Below are 23,771 nucleotides of genomic sequence, written 5' to 3' on the forward strand. Positions count from 1 at the left end.
GTCAGGAGCGCTCCCACTGGTTTACAGCCGATCGGCACAGCTGACCTTGTTGTCATCCAGGTCGGTACAGGAGACGAATACCTTGTCAAAGGTCGACCCGGCCACCGGCGTCATCTGGGTTGACCAGTCATAACCCACCCCCTTGGCATAGATATCGGTATGGCTGTATTGATCTTCCTGCATCCAGCCGATGTACTTCAACACGCCACGATCACTTGCGGCGAGAGCCTTGAACTCATCGCTAGAGATTAGACACATAGGTTCCCCCAAAGACTTAGACAACTCAGGATCCCTGACTCCCAGCGAGCCGTCACAGGCGCCAGTCACCTTGATGACTATGTCACTACGATCCAGCATCTCATCAAAGAAAGGCAGCACATTGATGTTGTATTTCACCCCTACGCTCTGAGGCTCCCAACTCATGTCAGTGTTGACATACTCGATCTTGCCGTTTTCCCACTGGATAGTGGCCACCTTGCCCGAGAAATGGTCAGCCAGCTGCTTCAGGGTAGCAGTATTGGCCTCGATCTCCTCCTGGGTCAGCGACTCATCCAGCTTGCCCTGATCGACGGTCAGTGCGAGGCTCACGGCATCCTTTAACTGCGCCTTGGCCTTGCCCAAACGCACCTTGGCATCATCAGTCAAACGGAAGAAGTCGGCATGATTCACCAGGGTGTCCGGCTCGATATCCAGCTGACTGAACTGAGCCTTGAAGGTGCTGGCGCTCTCTTCATAAGTGGTGCTTGGCTGCATGCCCCAGGACTGTTTGATGTGCATACGTGGCAAGGTCACCTCTTCTTCCTGGGTGGCATAGGCGTTGTCCGGACCGTACTGGTAGGAGGCAGCAATATTGAGTGCCGATGCCATCGCCATCGCCGAGGCCCGCAGGGCCTTGGCGCCGTCGAAGTTGAGAGTGACAGACTCGTCATCACCATAGGTAGCGCTGTAATCCGGATCCTGGATGTCGGCCAAAGTTGCAGCGACTTTCTCCATGCTGTCGGCATAGGCGCCCATCAGCTGGGCAACATCATGGGTGTAACCCTTGCCACCTTTGAGCACCACTGAAGCGGTACCGGGGGTGTGGATGATCACGTCGATAACCTTGGCCAGATTGGAACTGTAACCACTGCCCACGGAAGAAGATACGAAGCCCAGCCGCTCGGCAACAACGGGGTTGTTGGTCACCTCGAGCATGGATAGCATCGCCAGCACTATCTGGCGATCTACCTTGCCACTCTCTGTGGTTTCAGCCTGCAGGGTGCCTTTGTAGTCCTTGAGCTTGCTCTCAGCATCCAGATTCTTCAGGTCAGTCAGTGCTTGCAGATCAGAGAGCACCTTGGCGACCGCGACAGAGCGGCCATTGACACCCGCCAGAGTGGCAGAGAGATGGTCTTTTGCTGCGGCCAGGGAGACGACATCCTTGGTCAGGCCTGCCGTTTTCAGGGCCTCGACCAGTGAGGTGTTAAAGGCGTCATCGCTACCTAATTCGATGATCCCCAGTTGTGCGACCTGTGCCTTGTCGAGGGTAATACCATTTTCCGGGTTGTTATCACTGTCGAGAGTTTGCAACAGGGTTGCGATGCGGATTGCCTTGTTCTTGTCATCACCCGCCAAGGTATAGGGAGTGACCAAAGAACTACCAGCCTTGAGCGTCACCGAACCCAGCAGTTGGTTGCCCAGAGTGAAGGAACAGCTGTCGCCATCATTGAACAGAAACTCACCATTGGCGTTGGTGATGCTGCTGTAATTGGCGCACCGGTAGTTGAGGCCAGCAACGGCAGCATCGAGGAAAATCGCTGTGTGCAGGGGCTTGCTGCCGGTGTCGGTGCCACCACCGCTGTTGCCACCTTCGTCGCCGCCACCTCCACAAGCGGTCAACATGACACCTGACAATACGCAAGCCACTGCTGCACTCAGCACATTTTTTTTCATTTTTTATCGCTCGAATAAGTGAAAAAACACGCCCCCATCAGGGAAGCTCAGTCGAGTCGCATAATACACAAGAGTACTCATATGAAAAGCGGCAATGTGCAGCTATATGAGCTCGTTCACTCCCGCCGGCAAATCCACTATCTGGGGCACTATCCAACTAGTGCTAGTAACGAAAGATACTGATACCAAACCATTAAAGGGCGCTAATAGAGACTCAAATATTGGTCATCATGTGAAAACGCTTGCTTATAACCTCATGAATACAAACAGAAATGTCATTTGGAGCCAATTATTCACAGAATTTAAATCTAAAAACAGGCATCAAAACAACAACTTATAAAGTCATTTGCTTATATTTCAAACCGTTAACGCAAACGTTTTTCCTTTATGATCTCCTTGACCCGTACCACGGCTCACTTACAGTTAGCCGGCGTGCTTTATGGCCTGCCCCGGCAGGTTGTGGACCCTCACATAACAATCAAGGATACGATCGTGACTAAAGTGCTCAAGCTGGCCACCGTTGCCGCCCTCACTCTCGCTGCCCTTTCTGCCCAGGCAGCCTCCCAGCCCGCCGTCATCTACGACACCGCAGGCAAATTCGACAAATCGTTCAACGAAGCCGTGTTCCGCAATGGCGTCGAAGTCTACAACAAGGACAAAGGCGTCAAGGTCAAGGAGTTCGAACCCCAGAACGAAGCCCAGCGTGAGCAGGGTCTGCGTCGTCTGGCCAGCCGTGGCAATGGCCCGATCGTGGCCGTCGGCTTCAACATGGGTTCCGCGGTAGAGAAGGTCGCGACCGAATTCCCGAAAACCCAGTTCACCATCATCGACATGGTGGTCGACAAGCCGAACGTCCAGTCCGTCATCTTCAAGGAGCATGAAGGTTCCTTCCTGGTGGGCGCGCTGGCGGCCATCGCCTCCAAGAGCGGCAAGGTCGGCTTCGTGGGCGGCATGGACATCCCGCTGATCCGCAAATTCGAGTGCGGCTACGAGCAGGGCGCCAAGTACGTCAATCCGAAGATCGAAGTGTTCCAGAACATGACCGGCTCCACCCCGGCGGCGTTTGCTGACCCGGCCAAGGGTGCTGAACTGGCCAAGTCCCAGTTCGCCAAGGGCGCCGATGTTGTCTATGCCGCCGCCGGCGGTACCGGCATCGGTGTCTACCAGGCCGCCAAGGACGAAGGCAAACTGGCCATCGGCGTGGACTCCAACCAGAACCACCTGCAACCGGGCACCATGCTGACCTCCATGGTCAAGTCGGTGGGCCTGGCCGCCTACCAGACCTGGGATGACGCCGCCAAGGGCACCTGGAAACCGGGTATCAAGAACCTGGGCCTGGCCGAGGGCGGGGTGGATTGGGCTCTCGACAAAGACAACGAGAAGCTGATCACCCCCGAGATGAAAGCCAAGGTGGAGGCCATCAAGGCCGAGATCATCTCCGGCAAGGTCAAGGTGCACGACTATATGAGCGACAGCACCTGCAAATACTGAGTAACCGCTACTACTCTCAACCCAACGACCGGCCCGCACGGGCCGGTTTTTAGTCTCTTTTCATGACCCGCAAGGACTGCATCATGGACCAGACAGATCGCTATGCCATCGAATTAAGGGGTATCGATAAGCGGTTTGGCGAAGTGTACGCCAACAAGCAGATCGACCTTAAGGTTCGTAAAGGCAGCATTCACGGCATCGTCGGCGAAAATGGCGCCGGCAAGTCGACCCTGATGAGCATCATCTACGGTTTCTACCACGCCGACAAAGGCGAGATGTTCATCGACGGCAACCCCTTCAAACCCCATGGCTCACAAGATGCGATCGCCGCCGGCGTGGGCATGGTGCACCAGCACTTTATGCTGGTGAACAATTTTACAGTGCTAGAAAACGTCATTCTCGGCGCGGAAAACGGCTGGCACCTGGGCCAGAGCCTGGCGGCGGCCGAAAAGCTGCTGGGCGAGCTGGCGCGGGACTATGGCCTCGAAGTGCCGCTGCACGAGAAGGTCGAGGATCTGCCGGTGGGCCTGCAACAGCGGGTCGAGATCCTCAAGGCGCTCTATCGCGGCGCCCGCATCCTGATCCTGGATGAACCGACCGGGGTGCTGACCCCGCAAGAGGCGGATCACCTGTTCGAGGTGCTCAAGAAGCTGCGCGATCAGGGCGCCACCATCATCCTCATCACCCACAAGCTGCGGGAGATCCTGGCCATCACCGATCAGGTCTCCATCATGCGCCGGGGCGAGATGGTGGCCCACGTCGCCACCAAGGATACCGACAAGGAGCAGCTGGCCGAACTCATGGTGGGCCGCAAGGTGCGCCTCAAGGTCGACAAGGGGCCGACCCAGCCAGGCGACGCCAAGCTCAAGGTCAATGGCCTCAGCTATGTGGACGACGCCAAGGTGGAGCGGGTCAAATCCGTCAGCTTCGAGGTGCGAGCCGGTGAAGTGGTCGGCATCGCCGGCGTCTCCGGCAACGGCCAGTCCGAACTGCTCAGCCTGCTCGGCGGCATCCTCAAACCGAGCAAGGGCAGCTTCACCATCACCGGCAACGGTCAGGCCCACGAGGTGAGCGCCAGCCACCCGGCCGACCCGGAGCGGGTGCGCAACTTCGGTCTCGGCCACGTGCCGGAAGACAGACACAAGATGGGGCTCATCAACCGCTTCGAGGCGAAAGAGGCCTTCATCCTTGGCTATCACCGCCGCCCCCAGTACAACAAGGGCTGGCTGCAGAACAAGGAGGCGATCCTGCAGGATTGCCAGGCCAAGATGGACAAGTGGGACGTGCGCCCGCCCCACCCCGAACACAAGACCGCCAACTTCTCCGGCGGCAACCAGCAGAAGCTGGTGATCGCCCGGGAAGTGGAGCAGGACCCGGACGTGCTGCTGATCGGCCAGCCGACCCGCGGGGTCGACATCGGCGCCATCGAGTACATCCACCAGCAGATCATTGCCATGCGCGACAAGGGCAAGGCGGTGTTGCTGGTGTCGGTGGAGCTGGACGAGATCATGAGCCTCTCTGACCGCATCCTGGTCATCGCCGACGGTCGCATCGTCGGTGAGCTGGATGCCGCCAAGGCGGATGAACGCACCATCGGTCTGATGATGGCGAACATAGTTCCTGACGAGGTGGCGGCAAGCCAATCACAAGGAGCCACATCATGAAGCTCACCGCCACTTGTAACGGATTCGGCCTGCTGATGGTCAACCCCCCCGTCTCCGACCAGATTGCCAAGGAGGCTCGCCCATGAGCCAAGCACGTATCCCTGCCTGGATCTCCGTGGGCGTACTGCCTGCGGTCAACATCCTGCTGGCCTTCCTGGTGTCGGCCATCCTGTTCTATTACCTCGACATCAACCCGGTCGATGCCGCCGAGATCATGTGGTACGGCGCCTTCGGCACCGGTGAAGGGGTCGGTTTCACCCTCTACTACGCGACCGGCTTCATCTTTACCGGTCTGTCGGTGGCGGTGGCCTTCCACGCCGGTCTGTTCAACATCGGTGGCGAGGGGCAGGCCTATATCGGCGGCCTCGGCGTCGGTCTGGTCTGTCTGCTGCTGGGTGACTCCCTGCCGTTCGCCCTGCTGCTGCCGCTGGCCATCATCGCCGGCGGCCTGTTCGGTGCGGCCTGGGCCTTCATCCCGGCCTGGCTGCAAGCCAAGCGCGGCAGCCACATCGTCATCACCACCATCATGTTCAACTTCATCGCCGCCTCCCTGATGGCCTACCTGCTGGTCGAGGTGTTCAAGCCGGCGGGCTCCATGGCCACCGAGAGCAAGGTGTTCGCCGAGGCGAGCTGGCTGCCGAAGATGAGCGAACTGGCGGGGGCATTCGGCATGGAGATGTCGAACAGCCCGCTCAACATCAGCTTCTTCTGGGCACTGCTCTGCGCGGCCCTGGTGTGGGTCTTCATCTGGCATACCCGCTGGGGCTACGAGATCCGCTCGGTCGGCGCCAGCCAGAGTGCGTCCGCCTATGCCGGCATCTCCTATCCCAAGGTGGTGATCCTGGCCATGGTGATCTCCGGCATGCTGTCGGGCTTCTTCGCCCTCAACGTGCTGCAGGGTGAACTGCACCAGATCAAGCTCAACTTCGTGGAGGGCTTCGGCTTCACCGGCATAGCAGTGGCACTGATGGGCCGTAACCACCCGGTCGGCGTCATCATCGCCAGCCTGCTGTTCGGCTTCCTCTATCAGGGCGGCGCCGAGCTGAGCTTCGAGTTCGGGGTGGACCGCAACATAGTGGTGGTGTTGCAGGGTCTGGTGATCCTGTTCTGTGGCGCCCTTGAGCACATGATGCGTCCGCGTATCGAGCAGCTCTATCTGGCGTTTGCCAACCGCTCAGCCGCGCAAGCCAAGGGGGCCTGATCATGTTCGAAATTCTGATCCTGATGCTGGATGCCACCATCCGCACCGCGCCGCCACTCATTCTGGCGGCCATGGCTGGCATGTTCTGTGAGCGCTCCGGGGTGGTCAACATCGCCCTGGAGGGCAAGCTGCTGGCGGCGGCGTTCGCCAGCGCGGCGGCGGCAGCCGTCTCCGGCTCTGCCTGGATTGGGCTGGGGGCCGGGGTGGGCGTCTCCATCCTGTTCGCCCTGATGCACGGCTTTGCCACCATCACCCACCGCGGTGATCAGGTGGTGAGCGGCATGGCCATCAACATCCTGGCGGCCGGCCTGACCGTCACCCTGGGCCGTTACTGGTTCGATCAGGGCGGTCAGACCCCGGCGCTGTCCGGCGCGGCCCGCTTCGCCCCCATCGACCTGCCCTATGCCAAGGAGCTGTATGACGTGCCTGTCGTTGGCCAGCTCTACAGCGAGCTGCTGAGCGGCCACTCCCTGCTGGAGTACGTGGCGTTCGCCGCCGTGCCGCTGGCCTGGTGGGTGCTGTTCCGTACCCGCTTCGGCCTGCGTCTGCGGGCGGTGGGCGAGGCACCGGCAGCGGTCGACACCGCCGGTATCTCTGTGGTGCGCATGCGCTACACCGCGCTCATCATCGGCGGCCTGCTGGCCGGTATCGGCGGTACCTACCTGGCAGTGGCCCAGACTGCCCAGTTCATCCCCAACATGAGCGCGGGCAAGGGCTTCATGGCGCTGGCGGCACTGGTGTTCGGCAAGTGGCGCCCCTGGAACGCCATGGCGGCCTGCCTGCTGTTCGGCTTCCTCGATGCGGTCGCCATCCGGCTGCAAGGGGTCAGCATCGGCGGTTTCCCGATCCCGGTGCAGGCCATCGAGGCACTGCCCTACATCCTGACCGTGTTCCTGCTGGCCGGCTTCATCGGCAAGGCGGTGGCACCCAAGGCGCTCGGCACCCCCTACGTCAAGGAGCGGGAATAGTCCCCCCCTTCATGCCATGCAAAAGGCCCGCACAAGCGGGCCTTTTTTATTGAGCTAAGCTCAGCCGACGGGGCGCACCAGCGCGGGCTGATGGGGATCGCTGAGGCGCTCCGCCAGATAGTCCACCAGCAGCCGCACCTTGGGAGAGAGATGGCGGTTGTGGGGATAGAGGGCCCAGATCCCCTCCGCCGGCGCCCGCAGCTCCGGCAGCAGCTCGATAAGCTCGCCTTGGGCCAGGTGGTCGCTCACGTAGTAGTCCGGCAGCTGGATGATGCCGATCCCCTTGAGCGCCGCATCCAGCAGGGCGTGGCCGCTGTTGCAGTGCAGCAGTCCGTGCACCCGCACGCTGTGGGGGCGGCCATCCAGGGTGAAGTGCCACTCGTCGCTGTTGCCCACCAGGCAGGTGTGGCGGGTGAGTTCGGAGAGGCTGTTGGGCATGCCGTGGCGGGCGGTGTAGGCGGGCGAGGCGCACACATAGGGCACCCGCTGCGCCAGCTTGCGCGCCACCAGGCTGGAGTCCTTGAGGTGGCCGAGCCGCAGCGCCAGATCGTAGCCTTCGTGCACCAGATCGAGCAGCTGGTTGGTGAGGTTGAGGGTCACCTCCAGCTGGGGAAAGCGCACCATGAAGTCGTTCACCAGCGGGGCGATACGGCTCTCGCCGTAGGAGACCGGGGCCGTGATGCGCAGGGTGCCCTGCGGCACAGCCTGATGGCGCCCCACCGCCAGCTCCGCCTCGTAGAGGTTGTCCAGCAGCTGGCGACAGTGGCGATAGTAGATCTCGCCGAGCTCGGTGAGCCGCACCTGACGGGTGGTGCGCAGCAGCAGCTTGGCCTGTAGCCGATCCTCCAGCTGTGCCACCTGCCGGCTGACTTGCGCCACCGACACCCCCAGCTTGCGCGCCGCCGGGGTAAAGCCCCCCTGCTCCGCCACGCTGACAAATTCACAGATCCCTTCCCAGCCGAACATTATTACCTGTCTGTAAAAGTGATTTCAGATTTCGCCTTATTATCACCAAATAAGCGGGAAACTACACTGGATGTCCGAACCCATTCTCCTCACCCTGCTCAACAATAAGGACATCCGTCATGGCACAGGTTCAAAGCATCAAGTGTAAGGCCGCCATCGCCTGGGGCCCGGGCCAGCCCCTCTCCATCGAAGAAGTCGAGGTCATGCCGCCCCAAGCGGGCGAAGTGCGGGTGCGCATCGTCGCCACCGGCGTCTGCCACACCGATGCCTTCACCCTCTCCGGTGAAGATCCAGAAGGGGTTTTCCCCTGCATCCTCGGCCACGAGGGGGGCGGCATCGTTGAATCCGTCGGCGAGGGCGTCACCAGCGTCAAGGTGGGCGATCACGTGATCCCGCTCTACACCCCCGAGTGTGGCGAGTGCAAATTCTGCAAATCCGGCAAGACCAACCTGTGCCAGAAGATCCGCGCCACCCAGGGCAAGGGGCTGATGCCGGACGGCACCACCCGCTTCTCCAAGGATGGCCAGCCCATCTATCACTACATGGGCACCTCCACCTTCAGCGAGTACACGGTACTGCCCGAGATCTCCATCGCCAAGGTGGACCCGGCCGCCCCGCTGGAAGAGGTCTGCCTGCTCGGCTGCGGCGTCACCACCGGCATCGGCGCCGTGATGAACACCGCCAAGGTGAAAGAGGGTGAGAGCGTCGCCATCTTCGGGCTGGGCGGCATCGGCCTCTCCGCCGTGATCGGCGCTCGCCTGGCCAAGGCCGGCCGCATCATCGCCATCGACATCAACGAGAGCAAGTTCGAACTGGCCCGCAAGCTGGGCGCCACCGACTGCATCAACCCGAACGACTACGACAAGCCCATCCAGGAGGTGATCGTCGAGCTCACCGACGGCGGCGTCGACTTCTCGTTCGAGTGCATCGGCAACGTCAAGGTGATGCGCGCGGCGCTGGAGTGCTGCCACAAGGGCTGGGGCGAGTCGGTCATCATCGGCGTGGCCGGCGCCGGCCAGGAGATCAGCACCCGTCCGTTCCAGCTGGTCACCGGCCGGGTCTGGCGCGGCAGCGCCTTCGGCGGCGTGCGCGGTCGTAGCGAGCTGCCGAGCTACGTGCAGCGCTACATGCAGGGCGAGTTCAAGCTGGATGACTTCATCACCCACACCATGGGACTGGAGCAGATCAACGAGGCGTTCGATCTGATGCACGAAGGCAAGAGCATCCGCAGCGTCATCCACTACTGAGCATGATCACCCCGCCCGCCACCGTGGGCGGGGTGCAGGAGTTCCCCCGATGAATCTGGACATAATCAGCAGCAACAAGAGCTTCGGCGGCTGGCACAAGCGCTACAGCCACGCCTCCGAGGTGCTGGGTTGCGAGATGCGCTTCGCCATCTATCTGCCGCCCCAGGCCCTCACCGGCCAGAAGGTGCCCGTGCTCTACTGGCTCTCCGGCCTCACCTGCACCGATGAAAACTTCATGCAGAAGGCGGGCGCCCAGCGCATCGCCGCCGAGCTCGGCATCGCCCTGGTGGCGCCGGACACCAGCCCGCGCGGTGAAGAGGTGGCGGACGATCCCGGTTACGATCTCGGCATGGGCGCAGGCTTCTACGTCAACGCCACCCAGCACCCCTGGCGCGATCACTACCAGATGTACGACTACGTCACCCGCGAGCTACCCGAGCTCATCGAGACCCACTTCCCGGTCTCGACGAAGCGCGCCATCAGCGGCCACTCCATGGGTGGCCACGGGGCGCTCATCGCCGCCCTGCGCGAGCCGGGTCGCTACCGCTCGGTGTCGGCTTTCAGCCCCATCAGCCACCCGAGCCGCTGCCCCTGGGGCCAGAAGGCGCTCGGTGCCTACCTCGGCAACAACCCCCTGCTGTGGCAGGAGTGGGACGCCTGCCAGCTGCTGCGCAATGAGTCGGTCAAACCACTGCCGACCCTGGTAGACGTGGGGCTGGACGATCCCTTCCTGGCCGAACAGCTGCACATCGATGCCCTGGCCGATGTGGCCGCCAGCAAGGAGTGGCCGCTGGAACTCAACCGCCACCCCGGGTACGATCACAGCTACTACTTCGTGGCGAGCTTTATCGAGGCGCACCTGCGCTTTCACGCCCGCCACCTCTGATCGAAACAGGCCCGTGACGGGCCTGTTTTCTTCTTGTCGGTGGACAAGACCATTCAGCTGCCCTGCCGGCTCACCTCGCCGGAGCCGGCAATCTCGCTCTGCAACACGGGATCACCCCAGTAGCTGACCGAGCCAGAGCCGGCGATGCCCACCTTGAGCCGATCCTGCGCTCGTACTTCCACATCGCCGCTGCCGGCGATATTGACCTCCACTTCGCGCCCCTTGAGCCCGGTCCCCAGCACATCCCCCGAGCCGGCGATGTTGAGCTCGACGGCCCTCGCCGTGCTGTTCCCCAGATCCAGGCTGCCCGCTCCCGCGATGTTGCCCTCCAGTCGATCCAGCTCGAGCCCGTCGGCAACGATGTCGCCGACCCCAGCCACCGACAGCACCAGCGCCTCCCCCTTGAAGCCGCGCAGCTCGCCGCTGGCAACCCCTGCCAGCGCCAGCTCATGGAGCGCGGGCAGGGTGATGGTGATCTCCAGCGGTTCGGTCGGGTCGAGCCGGTAGCCATCCTTCACCTCGATCTCCAGCTTGTCGCGCCGCTCGCTCAGCACCAGGTAAGGCAGCAGGTTCTCCTGCCCACGGATGTGTACCCCACGCGGCTCGCCGGCCACCAGATGGACACTGGCAGGCACCCCGGCCAGCACCCGGGTCACCTGCCGGCCCATCCCGTGCTGCTGCTCGATCACGGCCCCTGCCCCGCTCACCCGGGTATCATCCAGCCAGCTGCACCCGCTGAGCCCGACCGCCAGCACCACGCCCATCATCCATTTCATCGCCACTCTCCTCATTGTGTATTGGCCAGTCGCGGCCCCTTGGTCAGCATCCATCGCAAAGCCTGTGCCAGTTAATCAACCACATGATTTACAAGACGATATCCATTCTTACACCACATAACCACAGCAAGTTGAGAGTCATTCAGACCATAAAATGGCGAATCTGACCATCCCCGAACGGGCAGGCGGAGGGTTGGCTGGCGAGCCGTTCGCGGGGTCGCTATGCTGACAAGCCGTGGAAGTTTTTGGTTGCCGAGCCGGTCTGTTGAGCCAATAGTGGTACCTTGTGCGTACAAAGCTCTCCATTGCGGTAATGCCATTACCACTGTCTTGTCAGTCTTCACTGCCAACAAGGAGTCAGAGCGTGACCCAAGCCACTCTTCTCTATTCCACCGCCACCGGCCTGCCGGAACCGACCCGTACCCCGCTGCTGACCGGCAGCGATCCCGAACACAAGCGCCGCGAGCTGCTCGCCTACTTCTGCCAGACCTTCGATCTCTACGACTCGCTGTTCGACTGCCTGGCCGACAAGCGCGCCTGGTTTGACAAGGCGATCCCCCTGCGCCACCCGCTCATCTTCTACTACGGCCACACCGCCGCCTTCTTCATCAACAAGCTGCTGGCGGCCCGCCTCATCGAGGGGCGACTCGACGCCCACATCGAGGCCATGGTCGCCATCGGGGTGGATGAGATGAGCTGGGACGATCTGGACGAGACCCACTACGACTGGCCCTCCGTCAGCGAGCTGCGCGACTATCGTGGCCGGGTGCGCGCCCTGGTGTGTGATTTCATCGAGCGGATGCCGCTGACCCTGCCCATCGACTGGCAGAGCCCGGCCTGGGTCATCTTGATGGGGATAGAGCACGAGCGTATCCACCTCGAGACCTCCAGCGTACTGATCCGCCAGCTGCCGCTGGCCTGGGTACGCAGCCAGCCCCAGTGGCCGGTCTGCCCCGAGGCGCGCCATCGCCGTGACGAGGTGCCCGCCAACACCCTGCTGCCGGTGGCCGGCGGCCGGGTGCGGCTTGGCAAACAGGACGCCACCTACGGCTGGGACAACGAATATGGCGAGCGCCACATCGAACTGGCCCCCTTCCAGGCCAGCCGCATGCTGGTGAGCAACGCAGAATTTTTCGATTTCGTGCAGGCGGGCGGCTACGAGACCCGTGCCTGGTGGGATGACGAAGGCTGGGGCTGGCGCCAGTATGCCGGGGCGCGCATGCCCACCTTCTGGGTCGGCGACCCCCTCGAACCTGAGCAACTGCAACTACGGCTGATGACAAGGCAGGTTCCTATGCCCTGGGACTGGCCGGCGGAGGTGAACCAGCTGGAGGCCGCCGCCTTCTGCCGCTGGCAGGCGGCCCAGACCGGCCTGCCCATCCAGCTGCCGAGCGAGGCGGAGTGGATGCTGCTGCGCGAACAGCTGGCTGGTGACCAGCCGGACTGGATCGAGGCGCCCGGCAACATCAACCTGGCTCGCTTCGCGTCCTCCTGTCCGGTGGATGCCTGTCCGCAGGGCAGCTTCTTCGATCTGGTGGGCAACGTCTGGCAGTGGACCAGCACCGCCATCGACGGCTTCGAGGGGTTCAAGGTGCACCCCCTCTACGACGACTTCTCCACCCCCACCTTCGACGGCAAACACACCCTCATCAAGGGGGGCAGCTGGATCAGTACCGGCAACGAGGCGCTCAAGTCCTCCCGCTACGCCTTCCGTCGCCACTTCTTCCAGCATGCGGGCTTCCGCTATCTGGTATCCCGCCATCAGGAGCCCGTCATCGTGAATCCCTATGAAACCGACACGCTGGTCGCTCAGTACCTCGACTTCCAGTACGGCCCAAGCCACTTCGGGGTCGCCAACTACGCCCAGGCTCTGGCCGGCCTTGCCAGCGAGCTGTGCAGCCGCCATGAACGGGCACTGGACATCGGCTGCGCCACCGGCCGCGCCAGCTTCGAACTGGCCCGCCACTTCGCCCACGTGGACGGGGTCGACTACTCGGCCCGCTTCATCGACGTGGCGCTGGCGCTCGCCAGCCAGGACAGCTTCCGCTACGCGGTGCCGGTGGAGGGGGAGCTGGTGGAGTATTGCGAGGCGCGGCTCTCCCGCCATGAGCTCGGCCGCGAGCAGGCCGATCGCGTTCACTTCAGCCAGGGGGATGCCTGCAACCTCAAGCCCAAGTATGCGGACTACGATCTGGTGCTCGCCTCCAACCTGATCGACCGGCTGCGGGAACCTGCCCGCTTCCTGCGGGACATCGCTCCGCGCCTTCGCAGCGGCGGCCTGCTGGTGCTCACCAGCCCCTACACCTGGCTGACCGACTACACCCCCAAGACCAACTGGCTCGGCGGTGTGCGCGAGAACGGCGAGGCCCTCGGCACCTATCAGTCGTTGCAGCGGCTGCTGGCGGAGGAGTTCGAGGAGCACATGCCCCCGAGGGACGTCCCCTTCGTCATTCGCGAGACCGCCCGCAAGTACCAGCACACGGTGGCCCAGCTCACCGTCTGGCGCAAACGCTGACAATGCTGCAAACGAAAGAGGGAGGCCCATGGCCTCCCTCTTTTTTATCCGGACGGCTTACCCCTGCTGCGCCTGGGGCACGACCTCCTGCTCACGGTAGCGGCGGGCCAGCACGGCGCACACCATCAGCTGGATCTGGTGGAAGATCATCAGCGGCAGCACCATGACCCCGACGCTGGCGGCCGGGAACATGACGTTGGCCATGGGCACCCCGTTGGCCAGACTCTTCTTGGAGCCGCAGAAGACGATGGTGATCTCGTCCGCCCTGTTGAAGCCGAGGCGGCGGCTGATCCAGACGTTCCAGCCCAGCACCAGTGCCAGCAGCACGCAGCTCAGCAGCACTATGCTGGCCAGATCGTACCAGCCTACCTGGTGCCAGATCCCCTGCACCACCGCCTCGCTGAAGGCCACATAGACCACCAGCAGGATGGAGCTCTGGTCCAGCTTGCCGATGAGCGGCCGGTGGCTGTCGACCCAGCGGCCGATGAGCGGGCGCGACAGGTGGCCCACCACGAACGGCAGCATCAGCTGCACCATGATGGCCTGAATGGAGTGCCAGGTATCGACCCCCTCACCCTGCACATTGATCATCAGCCCCACCAGCACCGGCGAGAGGAAGATACCGAGGATGCTGGAGGCCGAGGCGCTGCACACCGCCGCCGACACATTGCCGCCAGCCATGGAGGTGAAGGCGATGGCCGACTGCACAGTGGCAGGCAGGGCGCAGAGGTAGAGGAAACCGAGGTAGATGGCCGGGCTCAGCCAGTGGGGCACCAGTGGCGTGAGCAGCAGCCCCAGCAGCGGAAACAGCACGAAGGTGCTCGCCATCACCACCAGGTGCAACCGCCAGTGGCCGAGGCCCGCCAGCAGGTTCTGGCGCGACAGCTTGGCACCATGCATGAAGAAGAGCAGCGCCACCGCCAGCTTGGTCAGTAGACCGAACCAGACGGCCACCTGCCCCTCGCAGGGGAAGAAGGAGGCCAGCGCGACCACCACGATCAGTACAGAGGTAAAGGGATCCAGACGCACGAGCGGTCTCCGGTGAAAGCAGATCCCGTCCCCGCGCGGGGCCGGTGATCGGGGACGACAGGAAACACAACAGGAGCTGTGGCACAGCTCCTGTTGAAACGGAGCCCCAGCTTACCCCGATAAGCGGGAGGCGCAAAGTTGAGCGACCCCCCTTTATCCGCCGGAAATTAAGCAAGCCCGGCTGGCCACCGGATCCGGCCAGCCTTGTGCTTCAGCTCTGTTTGGCCAGCTTGCCGCTGGCTGTACCAGTTGCCTGCTTGCGGGCTTGGCGCTTCTCGAAGCGGGAGATCCACCAGTAGGCCAGCGCCGAGAAGACCGCCGTCATGAAGACGTTGATGAAGAAGGCGCGCACCAGATCCACCCCGGCTGGGAAGGCGGAGGCGCTCATGCTCACCACGAAGATGGCGATCAGCACCGACACCACCGCCATGCCGAACTTGCGCGATCCCATGCGGAACTCGCGCGGGGTGTCGTCATGTTTCCAGCGGAACACGAAGTAGGCCACCATGATGAAGATCGGCGGCAGCATGGCTGTCCCTGCAGTGAGATTGATGGCGGTGTTCATCATCTGCTGCACCGACTCGGAGCCGAAGCCGTTGACCACCAGCATCACGAACACGAAGGCAAACTGCCACCAGGCGGCGCGTACCGGTACGCCGTGTTCGTTGAGCTGGGTGGTCTTCTCGCCGTAAACCCCCTGCGGGATCTCGGAGAAGTGGATCTTCACCGGCGCCGAGGTCCACATCATCATGGAGCCGAACATGGCGATGAACAGCACCACGCCGACGAAGCGGCCCACCAGCGCCTCGGAGAGCCCGAAGTACTGGGCCATGCCGGTGAAGATCTCCACCATGCCGCCGGCATAGGTGAGGCTCTCGCGCGGTACGAACACGTTCACCAGCAGGGAACCGACCGCATACATGGCACCGATGACGATACCGGCGCTGATGATCACCTTGATGAAGGACTTCTGGCCCCCCTTCACGTCATTGAGGTAGGCCGCCGCTGTCTCGGCACCGCCCGCCGCCTGGAAGATCCAGCACATGATGCCCAGCGTCGCCCAGTTGACAGTGGGAGTCATCGCCTCCAGGGTGATGGGCTGGGCCGGCACATGGTCGCCACTCAGGGCCATCAGGGCGCCCAGCACATAGATGGCGAACAGGGCAAACACCCCGTAGGCCACGATTTCGGCAATCTTGCCGAGCCAGCTCGCCCCCTTGGTGGAGATATGGGTCGCCGCCGCAAACAGTACGATGGAGATGACCGAGGTGACCATGGGCGAGAAACTGTACTCGTACCCCAGCATGGCGTAGGAGGCGTAGGCGATGACGTTGGGCAGCAATGAGACGAACCAGAACAGGTTCACGAACCAGTAGAGAAACGAGCCCAGATAGGCCATCCGGGTGCCGAGCGGTTTTTTCAGCCAGTCGTACATCCCCGACTCGGAGTTTTTGTTGGCCGAAACGAACTCGGCGATGATGAAGACGAACGGAATGAAGTAGACGAGGGTCGCCAGCAGGAAGATGGGGGCGGAGCTGAGCCCCAGCTCGATGTTGTTGTTGACGATGTTGCGCACGTTGAACACGGCGGCAAAGGTCATCGACAACAGGGCAAACTTGCCTATGGTGCCGCGTACGGATTCAGACATGGTGTCCTCCAGTGGACTCGCGCTCCCCGCGGGTAACGCTGTGACTCTGTGATGTGTTTGGCAAGGGTCTGTCGGCCCCGCGCTTTACTCTCTTGTTATGAACGGGCCGCTTGGACGGCCTCGTTGGTGAACCGGTGCCGTCTCCCGCACCGGCTCGCAAAACCACTCAAACGATCGGAGTGCCCGGTGCCATCGGCACCCGCGGCTGCAACAGCACACTCTGGCTCTCGTCCGGAGTCTCGGCGCAGAGCAACATGCACTCGGAGCGCTCTCCGCGCATTTTGGTGGGTTTGAGATTGGTCAGCACCACCACCTCGCTGCCCATCAGCTCCTCTTCGCTGTAGTAAGGCACCAGACTGGTGACGGTCTGCAGCGGCCGCTCGCCCCCCACGTCGATCTGGACGATGTAGAGCTTGTCGGCCCCGGGGTGGCGCACCACCTCCAGCACCTTGCCCACCTTCATCTCGACCCGCTTGAATTCGGCAAACTCGATCGTCTCGCTCATGCTCTTCTCCTTCTCTGGTTCAACGGTTTGCGGGTGGCCAACGGCCACCCGGTCTGATTGGGATTCAATGCCGTACCTATGGCGCCTGCATGGCGACCTGGGCCGCCGGCTGGGCCTCTTTCGCGCGCGCTTCAGCGCTAAGGGAGGCCTCGTATCTGTTGTATTTCCACCAGGCGAAGCCGAGGAAAATCACGATCCCGCCGACGTTGTAGAAGATGATGGTCATGATGTCGGCGCCGGTTGGGAAGGTGGAGGCGAGGAAGCCCACCGAGAAGATGGCGATCAACACCGAGACCACGGCGATGCCGGTGGTTCGCGAACCCATCCTGAACTCCCGTGGCAGATGATCGAGCTTCAGCCGCAGATTGAGGTAGGCCAGCATGATGAACAGCGGCGGCAACATGGAGGCGGCAGCGGTCATGTTGATGACTGTGTTCATCAGATCCTGAGCGGTGTTGGAGCCCAGAGTCGGGATCACCATCAGCGGCAGCACTATGAGGTACTGGATCCAGGCTGCACGGGCGGGCACGCCGTTCTCGTTCAGCTCGACGGTCTTCTTGCCGAAGATGCCGGCCGGGATCTCGGAGAAAAAGATTTTCACCGGGGTCGCGGTCCACATCAGCAGGGAGCCGAACATGGCGGTGAAGGAGACCAGACCCACGAAGCGGTTCATCAGGATCTCCGGCAGGCCGAAATGGGCCGCCAGCCCTTCAAACACCTGCACCGAGCCGCCGGTATATTTCAGGGTATCGCTGTGGACGAAGACGTTTATCAGCAGAGACGCGATGGAGTAGAGCACCCCGATAAAGATCCCGGCGACGATGATCACCTTGACGAAGGATTTGGAGCCCCCTTTCACGTCATTGACGTAGACCGCCACCGACTCGGCGCCACCGGCCGCCATAAAGATCCAGGTGGTGATGCCCAAGAAGGCCCAGCTGAAATCGGGGACCATGGCCTCTACCGTGATGGGGTCGGCCGGCTGCACGCCGCCCACCAGAGCCGCACCCGCCAGCAGGATGTAGGAGAGGGTCAACAGCAGCATCAGGGACGAGGTCACCGAAGTGATGGGGCCGAGCATCCTGGCGCCGTTGGTGGAGACGTAGGTGGCAAAGGCAAACAGCACCATGCTCAAGGCCGTGGTCGCCACCGGGGTGAGAATGTACTCGTAGCCGAGGAAGGCATAGGAGGCGTAGGCGATGACCCGCGGCAGCAAGGAGGTAAAGAAGAACAGGTTCACGAACCAGTAGGTGTAGGCGGAGATAAAGGCCCAGCGACCGCCGAGGGAGCTCTTCACCCAGGCATACACCCCCGCCTCGGAGTTTTTGTTCAGCGACACAAATTCCGCAATGATCAGGCAAAACGGAATGAAGTAAAAAATGGTGGCCAGAAAGAACATCGGGGCCGAGGCCAGACCGATCTCGATGTTGTTGTTGATGACGTTGTTGAAGCTGAATACCGCCGCGAAGGTAAGCGACAGCAGACCAAACTTGCCGATCGTATTGCGTTTGGAATCAGACATGGTGCATCTCCAGACCCGTAGTTATCTCGCGAAAAGGCGGGGCATGATTTGTAGGGTGAGCCCCGCCCTTCCGGCTTTGTCAGTGCAGAACCAGCGGCTTGTTATTTGTTTTTGAAGTAGCCGCCTTCGACGGTGACCTTGATGATCAGCTTGCGCACCGGGCTGTCGCCGACGAATCGGTAAGCCTCGTCGTTCTCGAAGATCACCACCTGACCGTTGCCCACCTGCTGGCGCTCACGCACCTCGCCAGCCAGCCACTCGCGATCAGTGGTGTCGTCGTAAGCCTGTTCGACCCGCAGCTCCGACTTGGCAGCCCACTCCACCGTCTCTGCCCCTTCCAGGTAGTAGTGAACGTCGAAGTAGCGGCGCTGCCCCTCGAACAAGGAGGTGGCCGGGCTGGCCCCCTCCTGCAAGCGATAGGTGAGGGAGTCGCCGATGGAGTGGCAGATACCTGGCTTGAGGTTCGGCAGGTTGTCGATGGCCTCCACGCAGCGGCCCCACTTCTTGCCCTCCCGGTAGATGTTTTTGAACAGGGTCAGGTTGTCCAGGGTGATCATGCGAGGTTCCTCCCGCCGTTGATGGTGAGATCGAGCCCGGCCAGCGCAGCCGGATTGAGGTTGCCACGGGCGATGGGCAGCAGGGTCAGGCCGAAGCTGAACGGCTCGAAGCGCACCCGCCAGGAGTCCAGCACCTCGGAGCCCCAGGAGTTGGAACCCAGCCCCAGCACCTTGTGATCAAGATTGAGGGTGAGATAACCGCAGGGCTCCAGCTCGTTGATGTGCTGCGCCGCGTGGATATGCTCCCAGCTGTAGGGCCAGACGCTCAGGTTGATGGGGGCATCGGGCCGCACGTAGAGACCGGCGCCGTGACGGTTGGTCAGGGTCGCCCAGCGCACCTGCTGGCGGTTGCCGTTGTCCTGCGGGAAAGGGTAGTGCTCCCACATCTCGCCCACCGTGCTCTGGAAGCTGTCGATCCAGTTGCTCTGGCGGCTGTCCTGATAGTTCTCGCCCGGACCCATGCCAAGGTAGTGCACCCGGTCGAGATCCTGACGAATACCCAGCTCGAAACCGATCTTGGGAATGATGTCGTCATAACCGCCGTAGGGCTGACCGGACAGGGCCACGTGCAGCTGACCGTTCGGGCTAAGGGTGTAGACGTAGCGGCAACGCATGCCGAAGTCGAACACTGGCGGCGCGATCAGGCTCTCGACCGTCACCTCGACCGCCTCGCCCAGCTGACGCCAGCTCAAGGTACGGAAGTGCTCCTGCATGATCTGCAGGTGGTTCGGGTGCCACAGGCTCTCGTACTCCTGCTTGTGGTTGTCGATCATCGGCTTGAAGAAGGTGAGACGCGGGGCTCGCTCGATAAGCTCGATACCATCCTGCTGCCAGCTCACCAGCTTGCCATCGAGGCGCGAGAAGCGCAGGGCAAAGCCGCTGCCGCTTAAGACAAGCGCGAGGCGCTCGTCGGCAATGTGCAACGGGGTGGCGTTGGGGTTGGCAAAAGGTTGCAGCTGACGGGGCGATGCCTTCAGCTGGAACTGGTACTGGCCCAGCTCATGCTCCGCGGCGCTGTAGCGGGTAGCGGTGGCCTTGATAACCCGCAGCTGGACGAAGGTTTCCCGCCCATCGAGGGATGGCAGTTCGAGCTGCAGATCTGTGGTGGCACCGGGGGCCACCCCTTCCAACCTGATTTGCTGGCTGGCCAGCAGCTCGCCCTCGGCCTTCACTTCGACCAGCAGACGGATGTCGTCGAGAGTGGAGAACCAGTAGCGGTTTTCCACCACCAACTTGCCGCTGGCCAGATCCAGCGCCCGTACCTTGACCGGGCAGATCACCTGCTTGTATTCGCGCAGGCCCGGCCCAGGAGTCTGATCCGGATAGATGAGGCCATCCATGCAGAAGTTGTAGTTGTTGGGGTAGTCGCCGTAGTCGCCGCCGTACTTGTAGACGGGGCGGCCCTGCTCGTCCTGATCCAGAATGCCGTGATCGCACCACTCCCAGATGTAGTGGCCCTGAATGTGGGGATGGCGGTCGAACACCTGCTGGTATTCGCTGAGGCCACCCGGGCCGTTGCCCATGGCATGGGCGTATTCGCAGAGGATGCGCGGCTTATCCATCGGGAACTCGCCGAAGCAGTTCATCTGGGAGACGCGGGAATACATGGTGCTCACCACATCCACCACCTCGGCATCGCGATCCTCTTCGTAGTGCACCAGCCGGGTCGGGTCGATCGCCTTGCAGCGTTGGTACATGGCTCTGATGTTGCAGCCGTAGCCGGACTCGTTGCCGAGCGACCAGATGATGATGGAGGGGTGGTTCTTCTGGGCGTGCACGTGGCGCTCGATGCGATCCACGAACACCGGCTCCCAGAAGGGGTCATCGGTGATGCGGCTGAGATCGCCGACGTTGGCAAAGCCGTGGGTCTCCACATCGGTCTCCGCCATCACGAACAGACCGTACTGGTCGCACAGCTCATAGAAGCGCGGGTCGTTCGGGTAGTGGGCGGTGCGCACCGAGTTGAGGTTGTGCTGCTTCATCAGCACGATATCACGCTCCACCCGGTCCATGCCGACCGCGCGGCTCTTGAGGTGGTCGTTGTCGTGACGGTTCACCCCGTGCAGCTTGAGGTAGTGGCCGTTGACATGGAAGAGGCCATCCTTGACGGTGATTTCGCGCACCCCGACCCGCTGCGGGATCACTTCCAGCAGCTCCCCCTGACCGTTGTAGAGGGAGAGTTGCAGCTGATAGAGGTAAGGATCTTCGGCACTCCACAGATGGGGGTTGGCCAGATCCAGCGTGAAGCGGCAATCACACTTGCCGTCGATGGCGAGATGGTCGAGCGAGCCGCTGGCGATCTCGCAGCCCTGATCCAGCAGCGACCAGACCAGACGATGATCACGGGCAGCCGCCCCCAGGTTTTCGAGCTGGATATCGCAGCTCAGGGTGGCGCTCTGGTTGTCATCGGCCAGCGCGGTCTGGATGAAGAAGTCCTGCACATGGGCCGCCGGTTTGGCCACCAGGTAGACGTCGCGGAAGATCCCCGCCATCCACCACATGTCCTGATCTTCGATATAGGTGGAGTCCGCCCACTGCATCACCCGTACCGACAGCAGGTTCTCGCCAACCTTGGCGTAGGCGCTGATGTCGAACTCGGCGGCGAGGCGGCTCCCCTTGCTGAAGCCGGCGTAGTGGCCGTTCACATAGACCTCGAAGTAGGTCTCCACCCCGTCAAACTTGATGATCACCTGCTCGCCGTCCCAGGCCGGGCTCAGCGTGAAGCTGCGCTGATAGGCGCCGGTGGGGTTGTTGGTCGGCACGAAGGGCACGTCGATGGGGAAGGGAAAACCCTCGTCGGTGTACTGCAGCTGACCATGCCCTTCCATCTGCCACATGTTGGGCACGGTGATCTGGCCCCACTCGTTCATGGGGCTGTGATAGAAGGCCTCCGGCACCTGCAAGGGATGGTCGAAGTAGTGAAACTGCCACTGGCCGCTCAGGCTCAGAAAACGGCGGCTCAGCTCGCGCTGCATGGTGGCCGCCAGCCCGTGGTCGGCATAAGAGAAGAAGTAGGCTCGCGGGGCCAGCCTGTTTTCACCAACGAATTGGACGTTTTCCCAGTTATTCACATGTCCTCCCGGAACAAGGCAACGTTAACTGGGTAAACTCTAGATAAACATTTACTAAATATCAGTTTTATATCGGTAAAGTTTTAACCTGATCACAGTGAGCGGATGGTTTTGTGAGCGAGATCAGAAGCGGGAGACAAAGGAGGGTAAGGTATGGATGGGTGGCATGGATGTTGATGACAGCGGACTATTATGTGATTAAATTAACTATAAAACAATATGATATGAGTTTATTGAAAGAGATTTGCTTGGGAGAGGTGTTGCGCCACCGCAAGATGGCGCGACTAAAAACAGAGGTGTTTTACTAAAACTATCGTGTAGTACCGCGCAGGGTCAGCTTGCTAGGAACCAGTACTCTCAGCGGGATATCCCGCTCGTCACGCAGCCGTTCAACCAGCAGATTGACCCCCTGGGAGCCCATCAACTCGGAGTGGATCCGCACCGTGGAGAGCGGCGGAAAGGTGAACTTGGCGGTCGGGATATCGTTGACGCTGATAAGCTCGATCTGCTGGGGAATGGCCAGTCCCTTCTCGTGAATGGCACGCAGCACGCCGATGGCGATGGAGTCGGAGGCCACAAACAGTGCCTTGGGCCAATTCCCGGCCAGCATCTCTTTGGCCAACTTGTAACCGGAAGCGCTGGAGAAATCCCCGCGATAGAGGTCGCTCTCCTGCACCACACCCAGCCGTTGACCGTAGTCGAGGAAGGCCAGTTCGCGCAGATCCGGGCCATCATCCTGACCGCCGATATAGCCGATGCGCTGGTGCCCCTGGGCCATGAAGAAATCCACGACCTGCTGACTGATCAGCGCCAGATCCACGTCAATCGAGTCAAAGTCACCTTGAGAGCGGCAATCCACGAACACCAGCTGGGCAGAGAGGGAGTACAGCGCGGCGAGACGCTCTGCGGGCAGATGGCCAATGACCAGGATGCCGTCGACGGCAGAGAGCTCACGCCCCTCGGCACCGTTGTAGAAGTGGGTCAGCTCGATGTTGAGACGGGCACACTGGGTCTCGATGCCATAGCGGATGGCCAGATAATAGGGGTCGTTGACCTCGGTGCTCTGCGGGTAGGCATAGACCGCCAGGAAATGCAGCTTGCTCTTGTGAACCCCCTTGCGGGCACCGCTGGTCTTGTACTCCAGCCGCTCGGCGATCTCGAAGATCTTCTGCTTGGTCTCTTCCTTGACGCTCAGCGTCGGATCTTCATTGAGCACCCTCGACACGGTAGCCTGGGAAACCCCCGCCTCCAGTGCAATTTCCTTCAACGTGGCCATGCATACTCCTCTGGCAATGACGCGCGACAACACCAGACCAAGAGTAACGGGCAACGTGCTGACATCCCAGCATTTTTACTAAAAGAAACCCATCAGAACGGTAAATTTCCAATGCAAAAAGGCCTCCCGAATGGGAGGCCTTTTCTAAATGGGTGCCTGACAGTGTTCTACTCTCGCATGGCGAATGCCACACTACCATCGACGCTACCGCGTTTCACTTCTGAGTTCGGCATGGGATCAGGTGGTTCCACGGCGCTATTGCCGTCAGGCAAAAGCTGTACTACTTGAAAATGGTGCTGATACCCAGAATCGAACTGGGGACCTCATCCTTACCAAGGATGCGCTCTACCGACTGAGCCATATCAGCACACTAACCGGTAAAGACCACGCTCACCGCGTAATCTAAAATTGGGTGCCTGGCAGTGTCCTACTCTCGCATGGCGAATGCCACACTACCATCGGCGCTACAGCGTTTCACTTCTGAGTTCGGCATGGGGTCAGGTGGTTCCACTGCGCT

The 23,771-nt window shown here is 61.6% G+C and carries 17 protein-coding genes, 1 tRNA gene and 2 rRNA genes; 7 read left to right on the forward strand and 13 right to left on the reverse strand.

Going from position 1 to position 23,771, the window contains the following annotated elements; all coding sequences use genetic code 11:
* Positions 1 to 21: 21 nt before the first annotated feature.
* Positions 22 to 1,932, reverse strand: a complete 1,911-nt coding sequence (locus ACB033_RS18280; protein WP_139726282.1) for a hypothetical protein — start codon at positions 1,930 to 1,932, stop codon at positions 22 to 24.
* A gap of 492 nt (positions 1,933 to 2,424) precedes the next feature.
* On the opposite strand from ACB033_RS18280, the gene ACB033_RS18285 reads away from it, so the two are divergent.
* The 4 genes from ACB033_RS18285 to ACB033_RS18300 all read left to right on the forward strand — a co-directional run bounded on the left by ACB033_RS18285 (position 2,425) and on the right by ACB033_RS18300 (position 7,256).
* A complete protein-coding gene (locus ACB033_RS18285) occupies positions 2,425 to 3,423 on the forward strand; it encodes a BMP family protein (protein WP_024943029.1) in 999 nt (332 codons plus the stop codon).
* Between the two features lie 83 nt (positions 3,424 to 3,506).
* Positions 3,507 to 5,087 (forward strand): ABC transporter ATP-binding protein, encoded by a 1,581-nt coding sequence (locus tag ACB033_RS18290; protein ID WP_139726283.1) that lies wholly within the window; start codon positions 3,507 to 3,509, stop codon positions 5,085 to 5,087.
* 82 nt (positions 5,088 to 5,169) lie between these two features.
* Positions 5,170 to 6,288, forward strand: coding sequence for an ABC transporter permease (locus ACB033_RS18295; protein WP_024943031.1), 1,119 nt, complete (start codon positions 5,170 to 5,172; stop codon positions 6,286 to 6,288).
* Between the two features lie 2 nt (positions 6,289 to 6,290).
* The gene (locus ACB033_RS18300) at positions 6,291 to 7,256 is read left to right on the forward strand and encodes an ABC transporter permease (protein ID WP_024943032.1); all 966 of its coding nucleotides are present in this window, start codon (positions 6,291 to 6,293) and stop codon (positions 7,254 to 7,256) included.
* Positions 7,257 to 7,316: 60 nt separating this feature from the next.
* Here the strand turns inward: ACB033_RS18300 and ACB033_RS18305 are convergent, their stop codons facing one another.
* Entirely contained in the window at positions 7,317 to 8,222 is a 906-nt protein-coding gene (locus ACB033_RS18305; RefSeq protein ID WP_005307641.1) for a LysR substrate-binding domain-containing protein, read from the reverse strand.
* A 119-nt stretch (positions 8,223 to 8,341) separates the two neighbouring features.
* Between ACB033_RS18305 and ACB033_RS18310 the strand changes: the two genes are divergently transcribed.
* Together ACB033_RS18310 and fghA are read left to right on the forward strand one after the other, a co-directional pair.
* Complete coding sequence (locus tag ACB033_RS18310; protein ID WP_005307638.1) at positions 8,342 to 9,469, forward strand: S-(hydroxymethyl)glutathione dehydrogenase/class III alcohol dehydrogenase; 1,128 nt, start codon at positions 8,342 to 8,344, stop codon at positions 9,467 to 9,469.
* A 49-nt stretch (positions 9,470 to 9,518) separates the two neighbouring features.
* Positions 9,519 to 10,355 carry an S-formylglutathione hydrolase gene (gene fghA / locus ACB033_RS18315; protein WP_117405638.1) on the forward strand — a complete coding sequence of 279 codons (837 nt, stop codon included), beginning with the start codon at positions 9,519 to 9,521 and terminating at the stop codon, positions 10,353 to 10,355.
* Positions 10,356 to 10,408: 53 nt separating this feature from the next.
* Here the strand turns inward: fghA and ACB033_RS18320 are convergent, their stop codons facing one another.
* Complete coding sequence (locus ACB033_RS18320) at positions 10,409 to 11,131, reverse strand: head GIN domain-containing protein (RefSeq protein WP_139726284.1); 723 nt, start codon at positions 11,129 to 11,131, stop codon at positions 10,409 to 10,411.
* 364 nt (positions 11,132 to 11,495) lie between these two features.
* Here ACB033_RS18320 and ovoA point away from each other — a divergent pair, with 364 nt between their 5' ends.
* Positions 11,496 to 13,646, forward strand: coding sequence for a 5-histidylcysteine sulfoxide synthase (gene ovoA, locus ACB033_RS18325; protein WP_139726285.1), 2,151 nt, complete (start codon positions 11,496 to 11,498; stop codon positions 13,644 to 13,646).
* Positions 13,647 to 13,703: 57 nt separating this feature from the next.
* Here the strand turns inward: ovoA and ACB033_RS18330 are convergent, their stop codons facing one another.
* From ACB033_RS18330 to rrf (ACB033_RS18375), 10 genes are all read right to left on the reverse strand, one after another.
* The gene (locus ACB033_RS18330; RefSeq protein ID WP_139726286.1) at positions 13,704 to 14,675 is read right to left on the reverse strand and encodes a bile acid:sodium symporter family protein; all 972 of its coding nucleotides are present in this window, start codon (positions 14,673 to 14,675) and stop codon (positions 13,704 to 13,706) included.
* A gap of 211 nt (positions 14,676 to 14,886) precedes the next feature.
* The gene (locus tag ACB033_RS18335) at positions 14,887 to 16,323 is read right to left on the reverse strand and encodes an amino acid permease (protein ID WP_139726287.1); all 1,437 of its coding nucleotides are present in this window, start codon (positions 16,321 to 16,323) and stop codon (positions 14,887 to 14,889) included.
* A 166-nt stretch (positions 16,324 to 16,489) separates the two neighbouring features.
* Positions 16,490 to 16,828, reverse strand: a complete 339-nt coding sequence (locus tag ACB033_RS18340) for a tRNA-binding protein (protein ID WP_005342042.1) — start codon at positions 16,826 to 16,828, stop codon at positions 16,490 to 16,492.
* A 76-nt stretch (positions 16,829 to 16,904) separates the two neighbouring features.
* Positions 16,905 to 18,350 carry an amino acid permease gene (locus tag ACB033_RS18345; RefSeq protein ID WP_371140669.1) on the reverse strand — a complete coding sequence of 482 codons (1,446 nt, stop codon included), beginning with the start codon at positions 18,348 to 18,350 and terminating at the stop codon, positions 16,905 to 16,907.
* Positions 18,351 to 18,451: 101 nt separating this feature from the next.
* Positions 18,452 to 18,907, reverse strand: a complete 456-nt coding sequence (locus ACB033_RS18350; protein WP_139726289.1) for a beta-galactosidase subunit beta — start codon at positions 18,905 to 18,907, stop codon at positions 18,452 to 18,454.
* The gene (gene ebgA, locus ACB033_RS18355) at positions 18,904 to 21,978 is read right to left on the reverse strand and encodes a beta-galactosidase subunit alpha (RefSeq protein ID WP_371140670.1); all 3,075 of its coding nucleotides are present in this window, start codon (positions 21,976 to 21,978) and stop codon (positions 18,904 to 18,906) included. Before ebgA ends, ACB033_RS18350 begins: the two co-directional genes overlap by 4 nt.
* A 310-nt stretch (positions 21,979 to 22,288) precedes the next feature.
* Positions 22,289 to 23,254, reverse strand: a complete 966-nt coding sequence (gene ebgR, locus ACB033_RS18360) for a transcriptional regulator EbgR (RefSeq protein WP_139726291.1) — start codon at positions 23,252 to 23,254, stop codon at positions 22,289 to 22,291.
* 154 nt (positions 23,255 to 23,408) lie between these two features.
* A 5S ribosomal RNA gene (rrf, locus tag ACB033_RS18365) occupies positions 23,409 to 23,523 on the reverse strand.
* A gap of 22 nt (positions 23,524 to 23,545) precedes the next feature.
* Positions 23,546 to 23,621: transfer RNA gene (locus ACB033_RS18370), tRNA-Thr, on the reverse strand.
* 47 nt (positions 23,622 to 23,668) lie between these two features.
* Positions 23,669 to 23,771: ribosomal RNA gene (gene rrf / locus ACB033_RS18375) — 5S ribosomal RNA — on the reverse strand; the annotation flags it as partial.

The organism is Aeromonas sp. S15(2024), assembly GCF_041402265.1.
GTDB classification, from domain to species: Bacteria; Pseudomonadota; Gammaproteobacteria; order Enterobacterales; family Aeromonadaceae; genus Aeromonas; species Aeromonas dhakensis.